Origin of the sequence: Roseibium alexandrii DFL-11 (assembly GCF_000158095.2) — a bacterium.
GTDB classification, from domain to species: domain Bacteria; phylum Pseudomonadota; class Alphaproteobacteria; order Rhizobiales; family Stappiaceae; genus Roseibium; species Roseibium alexandrii.
The window spans coordinates 1-20,596 of record NZ_CM011002.1 but is presented as its reverse complement, the minus strand read 5'-3'; the positions used below and the strand labels follow the sequence as shown (position 1 = coordinate 20,596).

Here is a 20,596-nt window from a genome sequence, read left to right as displayed (position 1 = left end):
CTTACCTCAACTTCAGTGTGGCAAGGCCGATCAGGGCGAGGACGACCGATATGATCCAGAACCGGATGACCACCTGGCTTTCGGTCCAGCCCTGAATTTCGAAATGGTGGTGGATCGGAGCCATTCGAAACACACGCTTTCCGGTGAGTTTGAAGGACATCACCTGAACGATCACCGAGACCGCTTCCAGAACGAACAGGCCACCGATGATTGCCAGAACAATCTCGTGCTTGGTCGCAACAGCGATCGCGCCGATCATTCCGCCGAGCGCCAGAGATCCGGTGTCACCCATGAAGATGGCCGCGGGAGGCGCGTTGAACCACAGGAAACCAAGACCAGCGCCGATCACCGCACCGCAGATGACCGCGAGTTCACCGGTACCGGCCACATGGTGGATCTGCAGGTAGTTCGCGAACACCGCGTTGCCCGAGAGATAGGCGATCAATCCAAAGGAAGCGCAGGCGATCATAACCGGCACAATGGCCAGACCGTCGAGGCCATCAGTCAGGTTCACCGCATTGCCTGCTCCAACCATGACGAAGGCCGCAAACGGAATGAAGATAAGGCCGAGATTGAGCGTGAAGTCTTTGAAGAACGGGAATGTCAGCGCTCCGGAGAACGATGTCGTGTCGAGCACTGTAACGGTAAACGCCGCGGTTGCGGCAATCAGGAACTCAAGACCCAAGCGCGCCTTGCCACCGAAACCCTTGTGCGAGGACTTCGTGACCTTCAGGTAATCGTCGTAAAATCCGATCATCCCGAAGCCGACGGTCACACCAATCACGACCCAGACGTACGGATTGCTCAAGTCGGCCCATAGAAGCGCAGCCACCAAAGCACCGGATAAGATCATCAATCCGCCCATTGTGGGCGTTCCTTTTTTGGACAGGTGGCTTTCCGGGCCATCGGCGCGGATCGGCTGACCATGTCCCTGCCGGATCCGAAGGCTCGCGATAATTTTTGGCCCAAACAGAAAGACAAAGAACAGGGCCGTCATGATCGCCCCGCCTGTCCGGAATGTGATGTACCGGAAAACGTTCAGAGCAGAGATTTGGTCGGCGAACTGGCCGAGAAAATAAAACATCAGCTATCCTTCACGCCGCTTCGATGTCGTCTGCAGGCGGATATTCTTTTTTCAAGGCTTCGACAAGCGGGCCCATGCGGGTTCCCAAAGAACCTTTGATCATCACGACATCACCGGGCTGCACGTCTTTGAGTAACAGCTCGATCAGGTCTTTGGCCTCTTCGCGGTGATGGGCCTTTACATCGTCCGGCAATTTATCCCAGAGCGCAGCCATATGCGGGCCGGCGCAGAAGACCCTGTCAATCGCAGCTTCGCGGATCGGACCTTCAAGTTCTGCATGAAGCTGGTCGGCATCGGTGCCGAGTTCGCGCATATCGCCAATAACCGCAATCCGCCGCCCGGAGCCGCCAAGCGTGGCTTGCGCCAACACCGAAAAGGCTGCGCGCATGGACGCGGGGTTGGCGTTGTAGCTCTCGTCTATCAGCTGCACTTCGCCGCCACCAACGGACAAACGGCATTGCTCACCGCGGCCCTTGGGTGCAGTCATACCGCCGAGCGCGGCAGCGCCTTCCTGCAGATCCGCGCCCAGATCGGCTACAGCGGTTAACACCGCCAGGCTGTTCTGCACAAGGTGCGCACCCGGAGCACCAATTCCATATGACACGTCCTGCCCGAGGATCGAGGCTTCCACACTCGTGCCATCGTCGGTAGCGACCGCCATTTTCAGGTGGCTGTCTTCTGAACCGATTTGGCCGAATGTCTGAACGTTGCGCACGGCAGCGGTTGCCGCCAAAAACCGAAGCAAATCGTATTGCTTGTTGTCCCGATTGAGGATCGCAACGCCATCCGGCTCCAGACCATTGAAGATTTCCGCTTTTGCCTGGGCAATCTTCTCGACGGATTCGAAGAACTCGATATGAACGGCCTCGACGGTGGTGATAATCGCGACATGCGGCCGAACCATCTGTACCAGCGGCGTGATTTCACCCGCGTGGTTCATACCGATTTCAAAGACGCCAAAATCCGTATCGGCGGGCATGCGCGCCAGCGTCAGCGGGACGCCCCAGTGATTGTTGAACGAGGCAACCGACGCATGAACCTTGCCGGAGGGCGCAAGCGCCAGACGAAGGGCTTCCTTCGTCCCTGTTTTGCCAACCGATCCGGTAACCGCGACTATGCGGGCATTGGTGCGGGCCCGTGCGGCAACACCAAGTGCGCGCATGGCTTCGAGCGGATCATCAACAACGACATAACGCCCGTCATCAGGCAAATCACCGAGGCTGTCTTCGGCAACAAGCGCCAAGGACGCCCCTGCCTCAAGCGCGGCCGCAACATAATCATGGCCATCGAGCCGATCACCTTTGATGGCGATGAACGCATCACCCGGCTCCAGAGTTCGGCTGTCGATGGAAATACCGGTTATGTGCGCGCCCACATCTCCTTTGGCGGTTCCGCCACAGGCGTCGATAAAGACCTCAGATGTCCAAAGCGGGTCGCTCATTTTAATCCCAGTTGATTTAAAGCTTGGCGCACAGAGTCGTGATCAGAGAAAGGTATCACTGTGTCGCCAACAATCTGGCCGGTTTCGTGACCTTTTCCGGCAACGCACAGGATATCGCCAGATTTCAGGCGCCGGATGCCTTCGGCAATTGCTTCGGCGCGATCGCCAATCTCTAGACCACCCGGCGCACCTGCAAGAACAGCTTTGCGAATGGTTGCCGGGTCTTCCGATCTCGGGTTGTCATCGGTCACTATGACCAAATCTGCGTGCCGCGCAGCCGCTTCGCCCATCAGGGGACGCTTGCCGGGATCCCGGTCTCCGCCAGCGCCCACCACAACTGAGAGGCTCCCTTCGGCAAACGGCTTTAGTGCCGCCAACGCTTTGTCGAGAGCGTCCGGTTTGTGGGCGTAATCAACGAAAACCATACCGCCAGCCGGAGTTGTCCCGGCGAGCTCCAAGCGGCCCGGTGCGCCTTTTAGGTTCTCAAGAGCACGAAGTGCAGCGCCGGCATCTATTCCGGCAGTAATCGCAAGACCTGCAGCAATCAAGGCGTTCGAAACCTGAAACCGTCCAATGAGTGGAAGAGTCACCTTGTACTCGCCGCGCGAGGTCTCGACCGTCAAAAGCTGCCCAGCACCGCTCGGCCTTAAGCCGGTCAGCTTGAGATCCTTGCCCGTCTCGCCAACCGTGAAAACCGGCAATCCACGCTCTTCGGCAATGGCCAATACGCGATCTGTGTACTTTTCACCCGGATCTACAACAACATGACCGCCGGCCGGGAGAAGCTCACTGAAGAGACGCAGCTTGGCTTGCAGGTAATCCTCGATGGTCGGGTGATAATCCATGTGATCCCGTCCAAGGTTGGTGAAGGCTGCTGCTGTCAGCCGGACACCATCAAGGCGATACTGATCAAGTCCGTGGGACGAGGCTTCCAAAGCGGCATAGCGAATGCCTTCAGTCGCAAGGTCTGCCAGATCCTTTTGAAGCTGCACCGGATCCGGCGTTGTCAGCCCGCCGTAACTTTCACCATCCGGCTTAATGATGCCCAAGGTTCCAAGACTGGCCGCCGGATGGCCTGCAGCTTGAAAGATCTGACGCACAAAATGGGCGACCGATGTCTTTCCCGCCGTACCCGTGACGGCAACAATCGTATCCGGCTGACGGCCATAGAAGCGGGCCGCCATTTTTGAAAATGTCAGACGCGGTTCGTCTGCGCTGAGAACCGCGACGGTTGGCGGAACGAGCGCACGAACAGCCTCCGCAGCATTGGTAGCGCACAGGACAGCGACTGCGCGAGCTTCGACCGCTTTGGGAACGAACTGAACGCCATCAACCGTGGAGCCCTTGAAGGCAGCAAAGAGAAAACCTGGTTGGACCTTGCGGCTGTCCGCCGTCAGTCCTTCAATGGAAAGGCCATCTGCCGTGTCCGGCAAATCCATGCCGTCGGCTAAATGCTCAAGGTGCATAACATCCGATCATCCGGTTCGTGCATCGTCATTCTCGTGAAGCTTAAAACCGGACCGGATTTCGGCTGCGACCCCGCCGGACCAGTTTGCTTCTTTTATGTCTCCTTAATAGGAAATCTCGATCGGTTCATCCCCTTTGCCAAAGCGCGGCATCACACCGAGCATCGGTGCTGCGCGGCGAATGATCGCCCCGGTCGTCGGAGCCGTGTTCAAACCGGCGGTCGCACCAATGCCTTCCCGCTCCGATTTGGGCTCATCAAGAACAACCAAAACCACGTATCTCGGGTCGTCCATCGGGAAGGCAGAGAGGAAAGAGTTGCGCCGCTTGTTCGACACATAAACACCGTTTTCGATCTTCTCTGCCGTCCCTGTCTTGCCGCCGACGGTATAGCCTGGAACATCAGCCCGGCGCCCGGATCCGGAGAGGACATTTAGGCGGAAGAGATACCGCATCATGCGGCTGACTTCCGGTGAAATCACTTGCTTCTTCAGCGTCTTAACTTCTTCCTGTGTCCGAGGCACAAAGGTCGGCGGCAACAAGGAACCACCGTTGACCATAGCCGCGGCGGCCACCGCTGTTTGCATCGGCGTCACCGACAAGCCGTGACCGAAGGAGATGGTCATCGCTGCCAACTCATTCCATTTCGGCGGCAACAAGGGAGCGGCGTTTTCGGGCAATTCCGTCTGCAATCGCTTCGTCAGATGCAACCGCTCCATGAATTCCTTCTGGCGCGCGACCCCTGTCGCCAGCATCATTTTTGCGGTGCCGATGTTGGATGAATAAATGAAGATTTCCGGCACGGACAGAATGCGGTTTTTCCCGTGGAAATCGGTGATCGTCCGGCCCGCAGCGCGCAGAGGACGGGTCGCATCGAAGCTGTCATTGATCGTAACAGCCCCCGAATCCAATGCCATGGCGGTTGTGAACGCCTTGAACACGGATCCCATTTCAAAGACACCGCCGGTCGCCCGGTTCAGCCGGTCCTTTTCCAACGCTTCGGATCTGTCGTTCGGATCGTAGTCCGGCAGGGACGACATTGCGACAACTTCACCAGTCTTTGCATCCAACACGATACCGGCGGCCGCGATGGCCCGATACCGCTCCATTGCCTTGACCAATTCATCGCGTACGACGTGCTGGACCCTGAGATCTACGGAAAGGCGCACCGGCTCCATGGTGCGGCCAGAGGCAAACCCGATCGATTGAAGATCGCGCAACCATTGATCGTCGACGTATTTCTCAATCCCGCTGAGACCCTGATTGTCGACATTCACTGCGCCGACGATGTGGCCCGCGGTCGGACCGCCAGGATAAAAGCGCTGGTTCTCAGACAGGAAACCAATGCCCGGCAAACCAAGATCATGCACCTGCTCTGCCTTGTCCGGCGTCATTTCACGCTTCAACCAGACAAATCCGGCACCGCTCTCGAGACGGCGGCGGACAAGCGCCTCGTCCAGATCCGGCAAAATGCGGGTGAGCCCTTCGACTGCTTCATCAACATCGAGGATACGGCGCGGCTCAGCGTAAAGGGACGCTGTCTTGATATCGGTGGCAAGGATCTCACCATTGCGGTCGATAAGATCTGGACGGGACGCGGCCACAGAATCCTGGGCAGAAATCCACGCTCGGGACGGCGCCTCGTCCATCTGAGCAAGATAGATCAACCGGCCACCGATGGCCGCGTAAACACAGGCAAAAGCGAGCATGGCGAGATACACGCGCGACTTTACCGCACTCGATGAAACGGAGCTGCGCGCCGCCCTCGGCTGGGTCCGCCGAACCTGGAGAAAGCTCGCTGGTTCTGTTGCCAATGTCATTGCCCCTAAGCCCCTACCTGATCATCGCCGAAGAACCGGCATATCCGCCCATCTGGTCAGCCCCGCCAATCGGCTCCAGAGTCACCGGTCGTGCCGGAAGTTCATCCGGCATGACGATCTGCCGGACTTCCAATGCTTCGAGTTGAAGATACTCGTTGTAGCGTTCGACGAGGTTCTGCAGCCGTTCCGGCTTGTTCAGAACACTCCACTCGGCACGTAAGTGACGGATCGCATTCCGCTCCTCGTCGATTTGCCGCTGTAGCTCCGCGACCTTCGCAGCGGACTTCGTTGCCGCCATCTTCAGGTCGTAAACGGTTGCCGCACCGATCACGACGGCCACAATGAAAAGGATGTTGAGCACCCGAACCATGTCAGCCCCCTAGTCCATGAAACGCTGCAAGGCGCGGCACACCGGCGACATGAATGTCGAGCTCGCGCGCCGGAGCCTCTGTCCGCCGCCCGGCCCTCAGCTTCGCAGAGCGCGCCCGCGGGTTTGCATCCGTTTCCATGTCGCGCGCCTCGACTGCCTTGCGCGTGAGAATTTCAAAAGTTGCCGGCGGAACCTCTTCCTCCGGCATATGACGTGACCCGCCACCCCGTGTTTTTGTCCGATCCTGAAAGAACCGTTTTACGATGCGGTCCTCAAGTGAGTGAAAACTCACCAAAACCAGGCGGCCACCCGGCTTCAGGATGCGTTCCGCCGCGCCCAGCGCCTGAGCGGCCTGATGCAATTCGCCGTTCACATAGATCCGCAGCGCCTGGAACGTCCGTGTCGCCGGATGGATCTGCGCCTTCTTCGGGGAGCGGCCGAGCACTTTCTCGATCAGATTTGCAAGCTCCAGTGTACGGCTGAACGGCTTTTCCTTGCGCGCATTGTCGATCGCATGCGCAACGGATGGCGCCCGCTTTTCCTCACCCAAAACCCCGATGATCCGTATCAGGTCCCGGACCGGTAACTCGTTGACCACATCGGCAGCAGACGGCCCGGCCTGCTCCATGCGCATGTCCAATGGGCCGTCGCGTAGGAAGGAAAACCCGCGCTCGGCCTGATCGAGCTGCATGGAAGAAACGCCCAGATCGAGGACCACACCATCGACGCCGTCAAACCCGCTCTCCCGCGCATGAGTTTCCAGATCAGCGAACTGACCGGGCACCAGGATCAGCCGGCCATCGGACTGGGTGACGAGTTCCTGACCACCGGCGATTGCATCGGGGTCACGGTCAATCCCGACCACCGTCGCATCGCGCTCCAAAAGCTTGCGCGAGTAGCCGCCTGCGCCGAACGTACCATCAACCATGACCTCGCCGGGCTGCGGGTCGAGCCATTCCAGAACCTCGTTAAGAAGAACCGGCACATGACGCTCTGGTCCGCCAGCAGCAAGATCATCCGTCTTGTCGCCGAGCGCCATCATACCGGCTCTCCTTGTGAGGGTGCCGGGAGCTGCCCCGACAGCATTGCGAGTGCGCGCTTTTGGGCCTCTGCGCGATAACCGCGGAACTGCTCTGGTTCCCAGATCTGAAACTTGTAATCCATGCCGACAAACGTGACGGTGTCGGAGAGACCGGCATGGTCGCGAATCATGTCGGAGAGGGTCATACGGCCATCTCCATCAATCTTGATGATTTCGCTGGCGCCGAACAGCGCCGCGGCAAGCATGTCATGATCGGGTGTGAGCTTGGCAAACTGCTGGGCGCGGTTCTGAATTTCAGCCACGAGCTGATTGCCGCCGGCGTCGACTGCCCGGCAATGCGCTGATGAAATACAATAAAGCCCTTCAAACCCATCTCTCGCCAATACCGCGCGGAAGGGTGCCGGGATCGACACGCGACCCTTGGCATCCAGCCGGTTGGTAAAATGCGAAACAAAGCCGGCCATACATCCCCGCTACGGACCCCCGTCCGTGCAATCCCCGAAAAAACCCAAAAAAGAAGGAAACGGCCCACTCTGTCAGCACATGCAAATTGCAACGGCAGCTCTTGCCAGCTCGTCAAGTCATGTCCTGAGCCCGTCGAACATGGGCCCGCGCTCCCCATTCTGGGTAAATATGGGATACCATGGGAAATCATGGGCGGTCAATGGAATCTCATGGATTCCTGCAGGATTTGATCGCGCACGACCCCGTCGAGCGAAGGTAACGCCAACATGCTTAATGAAGCCTTGACAGAATAGTAGAATCGGAGTCGCAGAAATACGGAGGGTCCGCGCTCCAGCCGTCGGTGCGTGATGTCACCATCCCCAGTTTTCAAAGACTTGTGGATACAAAAAACGCCGCGGAAAATCCGCGGCGTAAGTTTGAGCATGCGCTCTTTGCGGCGCTCAAAGCGCTGAGGGTCAGGACCCAGCTATCTCACAGAAGAAAGTCTGTGTTGCCAAGGGCCCGCAGCTGATCGGACACGCCGCCCGCATCAGTGACGACCGTGTTCCAGTCTGCCGCGGTCAGGTTGGCGAGAGACAGATCTTCAGCCTGGATATCTTCCAGCACATAGGTGTGCCCACCATTGTTCTGAACGGTGATTGTCAGATCGGTTCCGACCTCCTGGAGCGAGATGTCGTTGACTGACAAGCTGCTGAAATCCAAAAGATCTTCAGAGGCATCAAAGTTGAGCACGGAGACTTCCCGCCCCCAATCCCACGTGATCGCCACCGTATCGGCACCCGACCCAAGGTTGATCGTATCCGAAGCGGACGGAGTAACCGTTGTTGCGGGCGGTGTTGGAACTTCCGAAGTGTCTGATGTATCGGGCGCGTCCGGTGTATCCGGGGTTTCGGTTCCAGGCACGGCACCCACACCTTCACGGACCTGGAACCCGTCAGTCCCTTGGCCTGCCGGCGCTTCCGGCGTCAGCAACGCTTCCCGCGACACCAACGACACATCGTTCTGATCGATCCCGAAAGGGGCTTCCAGATTGTCTTCCATCACCTGATCGAAATGGAACTCCAGATTGCCTGGAATGAGATCGGCTTTTTGAACGCCAGTGAAGGTGAAGCTTTGACCACTCGGCAGCACACTGATGACCATTCCATTCGGCGTATCCTCAACGCTCAAGCGTTCACGCGTGCCGAAATAGAGGAAACTGATATTCTGTGTTGCCGGATCAAACCCGTTGATCACTTCGGCCTGCCCGTATTCATGAGAGCGGATGTAGACCGTGTCGCCATCCCGCGGGCCAATGCCCTTTTCCCAGGACAGAACACCGCCGAGGTCCTGACGCAGGTGCTCGTTGCCGACCACACCGAAGTTCTCGATGGTGAGATCTGCGAGCTGCACCCCTTGCAGGATCTGCATGTCCGGCCCCCACGGATTGTCGACGATCGGCTCACCGTTCGGGGTCATGTTCAAGATCAGGCCATGAACCGAAGCATTGCCGAAGTCGAGCTGATCCGCGGCCGGGTTAAAGCCGACGATATCATCCTTGCCAAACTCCGCGGCCCATTTGACGCCGCCGAGATCACTCGCTCCAGTCGGAACCGGCGTGTTGGACCCGTCAGCATCGTAGATCACATCGAACCCACCAGTGTTCGGTGTCTCGACTATCTGACCAAGCAGACTGGCGACTTCATTGAGAGCCGATTCTTCAGCCACCATGAAGTTATTCATCGTCATATCTGCTAAAGAAACGCCCGTCAGCACGGTTGTGTTGGCGGTCTCTCCAGTGGCCGTGTAGACGACGACCGCCAGACCGTTTGCCGTATCCAGAATCTCCAGACGTTCAGCAATGACACCCGCCTCAAGATGAAGCATGTCCCCACCCGCCGGATCAAAATCCGGGATCACACGGGACGGGCTGTTCGGCATGATCATTATCATCTGTGCCCCGTCCGGCATGTCGGGCATTTCCGGCATGTCAGGCATTTCTGGCATATCAGGGTTGTCCGGCGTATCCGGTGTACCTGGTCCGGAAACCGTTCCAACTTGCGACAGGATTTCCTGACCGGTTTCCGCGCTTTGAATTGTGAAATTCGACGCCGACAGATCGCTCAAGGTTACGCCTTGAAGTGTCACTGTCTGGTTGTTTGATGCCATCGTGAAAATCACGTTGCCATTGACTTCTGCGACATCAATCGCTTCTGGACCAAACCAGTCGATGAAAATGGTATCATTCTGGGGATTGAAGTTGGACACAACACGATCCGTGCCCCAGGCCCAGGTAATCACAACCGAAGCATTGGCCGCAGTGACCCCCGCGGCTCCGTTCCAGCTGACCGGCTCGACAGGCGGTGTCGGAGTGGGATCAACCGGGTCCGGGTCAACGGGATCTGGATCGACCGGATCCGGGTCGACAGGGACTTCTGGATCTGGATCAACAGGATCTGGCTCCACCGGCACTTCGGGGTCAGGCGTACTACTATCAGCACCGATCAAACCGAAAATCTTGCTGGCTGTTCCAGAATCCAGGACAGTGAAACTGGACGGGCTGAGATCAGACAACTGCACCCCTTGAAGGGTTGTGGTCTGATTGTTTGACGGGACGGCAAACACAACACCGTTTGCTGTCTGGGAAACCGTGAGCTCAGCCGCACCGATCCAGTCAACGAAAATGGTGCCGGTTGCGGGATCGAAGTTCGAAACGACCGTATCCTGTCCCCAGGACCAGGTAATCACGACATCCGCAGAACCTTCGTCGACATCGGCCGATCCGTTGTCTCCGTTTCCAGGCGTCCCTGGTGTTCCAGGCGTGCCACCATCTGGCGTTCCAAGTCCTTCGTCTCCGGTTAGGCGGCTCTCATAGAAAGCGATCGCCTCGGCAACAGTCGGAGCATCGAAGCCACCGAATTGCTCCATATATTGCAGAATGGACGTGCCGTATTCATCTGTACTGACCGCCCCGCTCTGCAGAAGGGACGCAGTCCCCCAGGCACCGCGCAAATGTGCTGCGGCCATGATACCGGTCAACGTCAGCTCGACTGTAACGGTTTGACCGTTCTGCGTGTAGGTCGCGGTCTGGCCGATATAATCGCTCAGCGATTGACCACTGTTTGCGAGCTGGTTTTCGATGACCTGCAGATTGTAGCCAAAGGCTTCCTGGATCGCGACATCCTGGGCGACCTTGGTTGTGAAATCCGCAAAGGAGTTCACGCCATTCTTGCCGGTCCAGGTCCCATCCCACGTGTTGGTGGCCGCACCGTTTCCATAAAAAACAGTGTCGTCGTAGTAGCCGAGATCGATGAGCAACGCTTCACCGAACTGGAAACCAACAAACCCAAGCGAGTTTTGAGACTGGTAGGCCATCGCCTCCCATTCGGCATCTGTCAGCTGAGACCAGCTCGAATACTGCGGAAACCGGTCTTGCACCGGACCGCCAGCCCATTGATCAAGCTGCCAATCCTGAATGACACCAGAGTCGTAACGCTCTCGGTCCCATCCCGATTCAAATGCCAGCAATGCGGACAAGAAGTCTTGATATGTTCCGGCCATTTGTTCCCTGCCTTGTGAGTACATAACGATCTCAGACTAGGCAGCGAATTGGCGTGAATCATGGGCGTAAAATTAAATAGTAGAGGTATTATTGTGGCGAATATTTCATTATTTGTCAATTTTGGGGCAATGATTACTTGGTAAAACTGATCATAACACTTGAGAACAGATTTCATTCCCGAGAAGTTCGAAATTTATTTGGCTATCGGCTGCATCAGCAGAACACACGGCTGCGAGCGGTTGCCTTTGGGGACTCTCCGAAGCGCTTCTTATAGGCAACAGAAAACCGCCCAAGATGACGATGCCCTGATAACTCGGCGACGTCGCTGACAGGGAGGTCGCCATTTCGGGCAAGCAACAAATGACGGGCCATGTTCAGGCGGCACTGCTGCAAATATTGAACAGGTGTGAGGCCCATTTCGCGTTTGAAGACCAGCTGCAAGTTGCGCGGAGTGGTTCCGGCATGACGTGCAAGCTCTATCAGACTGAAATCTTCCCGCAGCCGGTCATGGATCATATCAACGGCCCGCTTCAGGATGGCAGGTCCGGACTTTGGCGTTTCATGTGAGAGCAAGACGGAAGCCGTGTTCTCTTGTACCTCAAGCAGAGAAACGATCAGTTCTTCTTCGAGATACAGTTGGGACGTGCGGTGTTCTGATCCAAACAGCTCTCCATTCTCCGCAGCATGAACCATACCCCAAAGTTTGCGCATCCATCGGTTTGCTTTCGATTGTCTCAGACGAAATTCCGGCACAAATCGCAAACGGGCGCCCAAGTCCATACCCGTGATCCTTGAGGCCACGTCGTCTACAAACTGCCGATCGATCTGAACCAGCAACTGCTCGCAGCCCGAATGCCAACGCATCACCGTATGGCGGTCAGGATTGAGGATGGAGGCTGTCTGCGGGTTTGACGCCACGGCCTGGCAGCCGTTGGTGATTTCGGCAGCACCGCTAAGCGGGATCTGGATCAGAAAAAACCGGGTCAGCTCGCCGGGCTCAATCGTCACGTCGCCGCCATAGCGAAGGTAATTGAGCGAGACATGCTCTCCGGAAACCCGGTGCTGGCAAGCGTCGAACTTGTCATTGGAGGATTGCCGCTGCAGCTTGTGACTGCAGAAATGACGCGCAACGATGTCCCGGGCCGCATCAACATCGAAGGTCTGAAAGCGGCGGAAGTCACTCAGCGGTGGGGGCCTTTGCGGTTGAGCCATCATATCCGAATGATGCCTCCGGCTTTACCGCAGGATCAAGCGTTCTCGCTGCTGCAATGCGGCATTTCGCAGCTCCCATCAAACTAATTTCGCAATCTGGATAAAATGTCCGGGACTTTCAGCGTTAGCCTGATCCTGTCTTGAAAGAGAGGGGACACAAAATGCAAAACGGAGCCGGGATCACCGCATCCAAAGACGGGCTCGACGGCATCAGCTGGAACGTCGTTGGCCACACTTACACACCCAAGGTCCATAGCACCAACGCCTTCATCTGGCATGCCGTGGTGCCGGCGGACACGTTCGTACCGCCGCACATCCACCCGACCCAAGACGAATGGATCGTCATGCTGGAGGGGGAACTGGAGGTCGAAATGGGTGGCAACGTCCATAAGGCAGGTCCAGGCGACACGGTGCGCATGCCCATGGGCGAAGCCCACGGTATCTTCAATCGGTCCGGCAAGACCGCGACCTGCGTCTTCGGCGTCGCGCCAGCGCGAAAGCTCTTCGATTTGTTTGGTGCCTTAAACGGTGTCACGGATCCGGAAGAACTCGTGCGCCTATCTGCCCTGCACGAAGTCGATTTCCTGCCTCCGCCCGATCAGGCCTGATCGCCGCGCATTCTGGAGGGGAAGACATGACAAAACGGAAAACAGTCGCCGTCATTGGTGGCGGCGTGAGCGGCCTTGCGGCTGCCAAAGCCTTCGACGAACGCGGCCACCGTGTTCTCGGGTTTGAACGACGTCACGATTTCGGCGGCGTCTGGGAGCTGTCCCGGTCCTATCCGGATGTGCAGACCCAATCGCCAAAGGATCTTTACCGGTTCACCGATCTGCCCATGCCGGACGATTATCCGGAGTGGCCGAAGGGTCCTCAGGTTCATGCCTATGTTCATGCCTATGCGAAGAAACACAATCTGGCGCGCCTCTTTCGGCTGAACACAACTGTCCTATCCATGGACCGGCGGTCAGACGGCCAACCGGGTTGGACACTCACCCTGGAGACTGCGGACAAGGCCTGGACCCAGGATTTCGACTTTGTCGCGGTGTGTACGGGACAGTTCTCGGACAAAAACATCATCTCCCATCCGGGACAGGAGGCGTTTGTTCAGGCTGGCGGGCAGGTCATGCACAGTTCGGACTATACCGACAGCAGCCTTGCGACCGGCAAAAACGTGGTCGTGCTTGGCGGTTCGAAATCAGCCACGGATATTGCGGTCAATACAGCCAAAAACGGGGCGAAATCGGTCACCCTGGTCTACCGGGAGCCCGTTTGGCGTGTGCCGTATTTCATCGGTGGCATCAACTTCAAGCGGCTGTTGTACATGCGGGCGCAGGAACTGCAATTCAACGGCTGGAGCCCGTCGATCACCGGCAAGATCCTCTCCACGTTGTTCAAGCCACTTATCTGGGCAAATTTCCGCGGATTGGAAATCATGCTCAAAACACAGCTGAAGCTGAAGAAGTGGGACATGGTGCCAGACGTGCCGATCGAGAAGGACGCCTCCTGCTCCTTGCCGATCGTGACGCCCGGTCTGTTCGAAGGTTTCGAGGCCGGGACGATCAAACCGGTCCGGGGAACCATCGACCACTACGAAAACGGCCAAGCGGTGCTGACTACCGGAGACCGGGTGCCCTGTGATGTTTCGGTTCTTGCTGTTGGCTGGAAACTGGGCGTGCCGTACCTCGCCAAAGAATATCAGGACAAACTGATCGAACCGGATGGTCAATACCGTGTCTATCGCTTGTCGGTGAACCCGGATCTGCCCGACATGGGCTTTGTCGGTTTCAACTCCAGTTTCTGCACAATCCTGTCGGCGGAAATGATTGCGAATTGGCTGGTGCGCTTCGCAGACGGTCAGCTCGCAAATCAACCAACTGACAAGGAGATGCAGCAAAACATCGACATGATGCTCGACTGGCGGCGCAAGGAGCGGCCCGCAGCCCAGGTCTATGGAGGCCTGTGTTCCGCCCCCTTCCACTTCCGTCATTTTGATGAGCTGCTGGCGGATATGGGCGCCACAAAAACCAAACGATCCAATCCACTCGCCGAACAGTTCTCCTATCCGAATGCGAACGCCTATGGCGGGTATCTCGCCAGCACGCCGCAATATATGGCTGGATAGAGTGAAGGAATAATGCCAGTCGGCCTATAAGCCGGGTTCTGTATGGCCCACGCCAATCCGAAGATCTGCGCGGACGTGACAGCCATTCATCTGGGACGTCTGTTGCCAGACGCCTCACGCAACCAACCCGGACAACTGGCCTGGAAACCGGCCTGGGCCCTGGATTGCTCCAGGGTCCGCGTTGTCCCTATTCGGTCTTGCTCCCGGTGGGGTTTACCGTGCCGCCGCTGTTACCAGAGGCGCGGTGGGCTCTTACCCCACCCTTTCACCCTTACCCCGGCAAAGCCGGAGCGGTTTGCTTTCTGTGGCACTTTCCCTAAGGTCGCCCTCGCCGGGCGTTACCCGGCACCGTGTCTCCATGGAGCCCGGACTTTCCTCCCCCGCGGCCTTTCGGCACTTGCGGCAGCGGCTGTCCGGCCGACTGGCGCTCCGGGACTTAAGTTGCTTTTAAAACAAGGTCAAGCTGAGCATCCGGTTCTGTTTATTTCCCTGTGCGAAAGCTACCTCAAAGCTGTTTCATCAGCCGGGTCTGTTTCTGGCTGTAAAGCCGAGGTTCTCAAAATCATGCGCTGGTACAGATATCCGATTCCGATGAGCGTCAAACCAAGTCCAATAAAGGACATAGCCCGAAGAACCCCTTCAAGCGCGGACATATCGATCAGGAAAACTTTGAATACAACAACCGCAATGATCCCGCCCGACGCCTGACGCACGCGCAGCTGGTCCAACTTGAGGCCGGCCAGAAGGCAGAGAACTCCGATCGACAGCCAGACCAAGGAATAGACGTATTGCTCCAGATCCCGGATTGGCGCAGTGGTCAAATCGTCTGGGCTGAAGCTGTTGCGTATGGTCAGATTGATAAAGAAGAAACCGAACAGAACGGCAAACACAAACACAGTCTTTGTGTACCAGCTGGGACGGCAGCCTCTTGACGCGAGTGACAGAAGCCCAAAAAGGATGCAGGGCACCCCGTAAGCAAAGGTCACCCAGTTGATGATCACACCTGTACCAACAGACTGGCCAGTCAGCACCGGATTGTTGATCAAAAACAGCGAGTAACCGCCAATCACCATACCGCCGACACTCAACGCCATAGCCATGGCTTCCAGCACCGACTGCCGTTTTCCCGGCAGGAAGCATGTCAACGCCAGCGACAAACCGGCGCCGACCAAAATCAGCATAGCAGATCCTTGGAAACGAGTCCCCGGATCACCGAACCGGAACATCGGATCAACTGCATGAAGCGACAGCATCGATAGGGTCAATGCCAAGGCGAAAATCGCAATAGCCTGCATCGCTTCGGACCAGCGGTCCTGTTTTTTTGTGGTCATCACGACAGCCGAGACGATAAATCCAGCGCACGGGACCCCATAACCGTAAAGGAGAGCGTTGAAGACCGGTGTTGTTCCAAGGGTATCAACGACGATGAAAGGGTCCCATTGAAGCCGAAGCGCATACGGAATGACGGCGAGCGGCGTTAGAACTCGCAATTGCGGCAAGGGATACCGCAGATAAGCGAGCATTACAGCCGGTACCAGCAAACCCAGCGCGACTGTAAGCGCGGCTTTTTCGAAGGCCAACGTTGCTGAGAACGTGAAGGCAAACAGCCCCCCTATAAGCCACGCGGACAGGCATTCCGTCCCGCCCAAGGCGTTGGAGAGCTCATCTTTGTACCGTTCGGCGATTGCGAAATAAAGCAACCCGAGAGCCAGCGACAATGCCGCGAAGGTGATTGAGACCTGCCAGGATTCAATGCGCAAGTACGCAATTGCGAAGAGCCCGGATGTGGCCAAAACAGCACCACTTGCAATCACAGCCCGCCCCGCGCTCCGCGCGGAACCCAAAATGCCCAAAAGGAAAACGAGAACACCGAAAAACAGAACAAAGCTGACAAATTCGATCAGGGCGTCCGTTGCTTCAGACGGCAGCGGCGATATCACTCGCGCCAGACCATCTGCACCATCCATCAAAGCTGTAATGTCCAGCTCTGCCTGAAACTGAAAAACATGGATGAGAGCACATATCAGCGGAACAAATATTGCGTAACGAAGTGCGGTATGAACGTAGGCAAGAGCGAACGGCAGAAGCAGCAGCATGGCCACTTCAAACCCGCTGGCGCTTACAGAATGCTGAAATTGCATCTGTCCGAGCATAGGCAACGCAAAGATGGATAATGCCACAGTCGCCGCGCGGTCAACTGGCATCGGATGAGCGGGATCTACGGCATGAACCCGCCAAACGAAACCGCCATAAACAATCATCAGCGCTCCGGCGAAAAAGATGTTTAGTAACAGCCTTTCACCCGGGCCCGCGCTCACTTCCATAAGGCCGGCATAGAGAAACAGGCCTCCTACCGCAGCCCCAGCAAACCAGAGCCAGCTGCGAAACCGCCCGATGGCAACAGCCGCCGCAGAAACAGCAAGAACATAAATAACCAACGGCAGAATATCGCTGGACCGAGAGCTGATAAGAAACGGCACCACATAACTGCCGAGCAGCCCCAATGTTGCCAGTGCCGGGCCATGAAGCAGTGCTGTCAGCATTGCTGAAAACGCGAGAAGGCCAAGAAGCACAAATGCTGCAAATGATCCGATCAATCCGTAAAGCGCATGAGCAGCAAAGACGGATCCAAACAGAACAAGTGTACCTGAAGCGGTGAGCGTCGCCGGGATGTTGGCATTGTCATATCCCGGTACTTTGAAACGCCGCGGTTGCCGCCGGCTCCACTCACCGCCGACAAGAAGCACCATGCCGAGCAGAGCCCCAATAAGAATGCGAGGAAGGGGCCCGAGAACGCCATGGTCCACCGCGTATTTGACCAGGAAAATGCCACCAATAGCCAGCGTTACACCGCCAACCCAAATGCTCCATCGCGCGCCAATTGTTTGTTCCTTTACGATACTGGCAGATGCCTGCGGCTCGGCTTCCGAAACACTTGCCGCGACAGACGGCACTGTTTTCTCTTCCTCGGAAATGCCCGTTGCTTTTGTAGGTTTTTCCGCGCGCCAAGGCCCAATTTGGAAATCCATGTTTGGCGATTGAGGTTCATCAGCCTCCTCTAAAGCACCTGACGGACGCGCAGCCGATTTTCTGCGGTCTGCGGTGTCACTCGCCTCAGCCGCATCTGTATCTGTATCTGGAGATGCGCTTTTATCTGCAAAGACCGCCTTCAGACTTGCAAGCTCGGCATGCATCTTATGAAAATCCTGCAAGAGCGTTGAGACTTGACGTTCAACACGGGACACCCTAGCCAAGAGTGCAACGGGCAAAACCAGGGCAATGAAAAAAACAACAAGACCGATAACTACAAACAACAAATCCAAAACAGCCCTTCCTGCATTCGAATCGTACTCACGCTGCCACACCTTAATGGGAGGTCAAGCGAAAGATGAATTCCCGCAAAGGTTGATCTTTCACATCAAGCTACAATTTTTCACTTTAACAAAAGCCTTTCAAAAACAATAAATTAAAAACGTTCCGAAGATCATGGCGGACTCATATACCGAGTCCGCGTGCCTTCTTCCGCACCTTCTAAAAGGTCACCCTCACCGGGTGTTACCCGGCGCCTGGCACTCAAGACAGGTCCATGGCACACCGAACCCAGCAGCATCTTTGGGATTGGACCGCCTATCTTTCCTCACGCATTTTCAAGACCTGGACACGTTTTTGAGAGCGCCGGACAAATGCTCGGATTTCTGCCCTTTCCCGCGTTGGATTTATTTTTGACTACTAAGTACAGAATACCTATCTGTGGTTTGGCAATCGCGCCACCCGATGGAGAATTCAATGACTGACTTTCAATTGCACACCAAGGAAACTGCGCCGGAAGGCGGCGCTGAACTTCTGGAAAGATCTGAAAAGGCATTTGGCCGGATCCCGGGCCTGCACGCAGTGATGTCTGAGTCGCCACAACACCTTGAGGCCTATCAAAAGCTTCATGAGCTGTTCCAGCAGACCAGTCTCTCAACGGTCGAACAAAACGTTGTCTGGCTGACCATCAACGTCGAGCACGAGTGCCACTATTGTGTACCGGCGCACACTGGAATTGCACACATGCAAAAAGTGCCGCAGGACGTGATTGATGCGCTGCGCGACAACACACCACTGGCGGATCCGCGCCTGGAATCCCTTCGCGATTTCACGCTGAAGGTGGTGCGTCAGCGCGGGAATGTCAGTGACGCCGATGTTCAAACCTTCCTTGATGCCGGCTTCACCAAACGCAATGTGCTCGACATCATTCTTGGGCTGGCCCAAAAGGTCATGTCGAACTATGTCAATCACTTGGCAGAAACGCCGGTCGACAAGGTGTTCGAAAAATTTGCATGGACACCGCCGGCGCGCGAAGCTGCAGAATAACCCCGTCCCCGGCCGGCATTTTTGTCGGCCGGGCCGCAACCTGATGACTAGGCATGGCAGGAAGACCGAAGAGTTTTGATGAAGATGCCGCAATGGACGCGTTCGTCGACGTGTTCTGGACAAAGGGCTATGGCGGGACGTCCGTAGATGACCTTCAGTCGGCTGCCGGCATCAAGCGCGGCAGTTTTTATGCTTCCTTCGGAAGCAAGGACGACGTCTTCCAAACCGTGATGGACCGATACTGGAAGGGTGTCACAGAACCGGGCTTGTCCAATCTGGAACCGGCAGTAACAGCGGTTGATGGCGTTGCAAGTTTCTTGCGGCACGTCGGCCGATTCATGTCGGAGAACCCGTTCCGCGGGTGTTTACTGCTGTCCTCCGCAGGCACAAGCACGTCCAGGGTTGATGCGTCGGAAGCCGTTTCGGAGCGTATGGCACAGTTGGAATCCCGGCTCACACAACGGCTGCATACCGATCCAGACCTCTCTTTGGATCGCGCCCGCAATCTGGCAGCTTATGTCCTGACCGTTCTACTCGGTCTCAACGCCATGGCACGCATGGGACACGATGGCAGTTCGATCCAGTCTGCGGCCGAATGCGCAGCGCAGTCTCTGTATGCTTTGTCCCAGCAACCATGACGCTCGCAAGCCCGGACTTGTCATATCAATCAGGCTAGTAGCGCTGGTGCGTCGCACAATCTTCATTTGCAAGGCCGGGCGAAACCGGTAATCTTCGAGCAACTGAACAGGCTCGCGGGGGCGCATTCATGAAACATGCGGTCAAGGCGGCGGAAGCTGCCGAAATGATACCGGACGGCTCTTCTTTGCTGATCGGCGGTTTTATGGGTGTGGGAACACCGCACCGGCTTGTCGATGCACTCGTTGCCCGCGGTGCCAAAGACATGGTTGTGATCGCCAACGACACGGCCATGCCGGGTAAAGGCATCGGCAAGCTGGTCACCTCCGGCTGTGTGTCCAAGGTGATCGCTTCGCATATCGGCCTCAATCCTGAAACACAGCAAAAGATGATTTCCGGTGAGATCGAGGTGGATCTCGTTCCTCAGGGCACGCTGGTGGAACGGATCCGTGCTGCCGGTGTCGGACTTGGCGGCATTCTGACCCCCACCGGCATCGGAACATTGGTCGAAGACGGCAAGCAAACCGTTACGGTCAACGGCAAGAACTATCTCCTGGAAGAACCTCTTGGCGGTGATTTTGCGCTGATTGCCGCGCAACAGGCCGATTATGTCGGCAACCTCGAGTATTCGCTGACCGCGCATAACTTCAACCCGATCATGGCGATGGCCGGTGCGACCGTGATTGCCGAACCTCAGACGATCGTCCCGGTCGGCGTCATCTCGCCGGATTCCGTCAAGACCCCGGGAATTCTCGTGGATCACCTGTTGGAGAGGGCTCACTGATGGATGCCAAGGAAATCATCGCCCGCCGGGTTGCACAGGAAATTCAGCCGGACACGCTGGTCAATCTCGGGATTGGCCTGCCATCAATGGTCGCAAACTACCTGCCGAAAGAAGTGCACGTCTTCTTCCAGGCGGAAAATGGTGTGATCGGACTTGGAGCACGGCCACCGGAAGGCATGGAGGATCCCGACCTCACAGATGCGGGCGGCGGATTTGTGACAGCGGTTCCGGGTGCTGCATCCATCGACAGCGCCATGAG

The 20,596-nt window shown here is 56.8% G+C and carries 16 protein-coding genes and 1 other RNA gene; 6 read left to right on the top strand and 11 right to left on the bottom strand.

The window, feature by feature from the left end:
* Position 1: 1 nt before the first annotated feature.
* The 9 genes from mraY to SADFL11_RS00045 all read right to left on the bottom strand — a co-directional run bounded on the left by mraY (position 2) and on the right by SADFL11_RS00045 (position 12,442).
* The gene (gene mraY, locus SADFL11_RS00085; protein WP_008189210.1) at positions 2 to 1,084 is read right to left on the bottom strand and encodes a phospho-N-acetylmuramoyl-pentapeptide-transferase; all 1,083 of its coding nucleotides are present in this window, start codon (positions 1,082 to 1,084) and stop codon (positions 2 to 4) included.
* A gap of 10 nt (positions 1,085 to 1,094) precedes the next feature.
* Positions 1,095 to 2,525: a UDP-N-acetylmuramoylalanyl-D-glutamyl-2,6-diaminopimelate--D-alanyl-D-alanine ligase gene (locus SADFL11_RS00080; protein WP_008190215.1), complete on the bottom strand. Its 1,431-nt coding sequence runs from the start codon at positions 2,523 to 2,525 to the stop codon at positions 1,095 to 1,097.
* Positions 2,522 to 3,991, bottom strand: coding sequence for a UDP-N-acetylmuramoyl-L-alanyl-D-glutamate--2,6-diaminopimelate ligase (locus SADFL11_RS00075; RefSeq protein WP_040450859.1), 1,470 nt, complete (start codon positions 3,989 to 3,991; stop codon positions 2,522 to 2,524). Before SADFL11_RS00075 ends, SADFL11_RS00080 begins: the two co-directional genes overlap by 4 nt.
* Positions 3,992 to 4,096: 105 nt before the next feature.
* Positions 4,097 to 5,809 carry a peptidoglycan D,D-transpeptidase FtsI family protein gene (locus SADFL11_RS00070; RefSeq protein WP_040450860.1) on the bottom strand — a complete coding sequence of 571 codons (1,713 nt, stop codon included), beginning with the start codon at positions 5,807 to 5,809 and terminating at the stop codon, positions 4,097 to 4,099.
* Between the two features lie 13 nt (positions 5,810 to 5,822).
* Positions 5,823 to 6,179, bottom strand: a complete 357-nt coding sequence (gene ftsL / locus SADFL11_RS00065; protein ID WP_008191160.1) for a cell division protein FtsL — start codon at positions 6,177 to 6,179, stop codon at positions 5,823 to 5,825.
* 1 nt (position 6,180) lies between these two features.
* Entirely contained in the window at positions 6,181 to 7,221 is a 1,041-nt protein-coding gene (gene rsmH, locus SADFL11_RS00060; RefSeq protein ID WP_008189638.1) for a 16S rRNA (cytosine(1402)-N(4))-methyltransferase RsmH, read from the bottom strand.
* A complete protein-coding gene (locus SADFL11_RS00055; protein WP_008188583.1) occupies positions 7,218 to 7,685 on the bottom strand; it encodes a division/cell wall cluster transcriptional repressor MraZ in 468 nt (155 codons plus the stop codon). Before SADFL11_RS00055 ends, rsmH begins: the two co-directional genes overlap by 4 nt.
* A 472-nt stretch (positions 7,686 to 8,157) precedes the next feature.
* On the bottom strand, positions 8,158 to 11,226 hold the full coding sequence (locus tag SADFL11_RS25160; RefSeq protein ID WP_050775989.1) for a hypothetical protein: 3,069 nt from the start codon (positions 11,224 to 11,226) through the stop codon (positions 8,158 to 8,160).
* 214 nt (positions 11,227 to 11,440) lie between these two features.
* Positions 11,441 to 12,442, bottom strand: a complete 1,002-nt coding sequence (locus SADFL11_RS00045; protein WP_040450862.1) for an AraC-like ligand-binding domain-containing protein — start codon at positions 12,440 to 12,442, stop codon at positions 11,441 to 11,443.
* A gap of 158 nt (positions 12,443 to 12,600) precedes the next feature.
* On the opposite strand from SADFL11_RS00045, the gene SADFL11_RS00040 reads away from it, so the two are divergent.
* Both SADFL11_RS00040 and SADFL11_RS00035 read left to right on the top strand, forming a co-directional pair.
* Positions 12,601 to 13,047 carry a cupin domain-containing protein gene (locus SADFL11_RS00040; protein WP_008193886.1) on the top strand — a complete coding sequence of 149 codons (447 nt, stop codon included), beginning with the start codon at positions 12,601 to 12,603 and terminating at the stop codon, positions 13,045 to 13,047.
* 26 nt (positions 13,048 to 13,073) lie between these two features.
* Complete coding sequence (locus tag SADFL11_RS00035) at positions 13,074 to 14,561, top strand: flavin-containing monooxygenase (RefSeq protein WP_008190333.1); 1,488 nt, start codon at positions 13,074 to 13,076, stop codon at positions 14,559 to 14,561.
* A gap of 11 nt (positions 14,562 to 14,572) precedes the next feature.
* Here SADFL11_RS00035 and rnpB read toward each other — a convergent pair.
* Positions 14,573 to 14,986: RNase P RNA component class A (gene rnpB, locus SADFL11_RS00030), an RNA gene on the bottom strand.
* Between the two features lie 75 nt (positions 14,987 to 15,061).
* Positions 15,062 to 17,884 (bottom strand): DUF2339 domain-containing protein, encoded by a 2,823-nt coding sequence (locus SADFL11_RS00025; protein WP_134852851.1) that lies wholly within the window; start codon positions 17,882 to 17,884, stop codon positions 15,062 to 15,064.
* 463 nt (positions 17,885 to 18,347) lie between these two features.
* Between SADFL11_RS00025 and SADFL11_RS00020 the strand changes: the two genes are divergently transcribed.
* The 4 genes from SADFL11_RS00020 to SADFL11_RS00005 form a co-directional block, all read left to right on the top strand.
* The gene (locus SADFL11_RS00020) at positions 18,348 to 18,917 is read left to right on the top strand and encodes a carboxymuconolactone decarboxylase family protein (RefSeq protein ID WP_040452363.1); all 570 of its coding nucleotides are present in this window, start codon (positions 18,348 to 18,350) and stop codon (positions 18,915 to 18,917) included.
* 53 nt (positions 18,918 to 18,970) lie between these two features.
* On the top strand, positions 18,971 to 19,555 hold the full coding sequence (locus SADFL11_RS00015; RefSeq protein ID WP_008197002.1) for a TetR/AcrR family transcriptional regulator: 585 nt from the start codon (positions 18,971 to 18,973) through the stop codon (positions 19,553 to 19,555).
* A gap of 128 nt (positions 19,556 to 19,683) precedes the next feature.
* A complete protein-coding gene (locus tag SADFL11_RS00010; protein WP_008190358.1) occupies positions 19,684 to 20,337 on the top strand; it encodes a CoA transferase subunit A in 654 nt (217 codons plus the stop codon).
* The coding region (locus tag SADFL11_RS00005; RefSeq protein ID WP_322962264.1) for a CoA-transferase at positions 20,337 to 20,596 on the top strand (260 nt) is incomplete at its 3' end. The genes SADFL11_RS00010 and SADFL11_RS00005, both read left to right, overlap by 1 nt.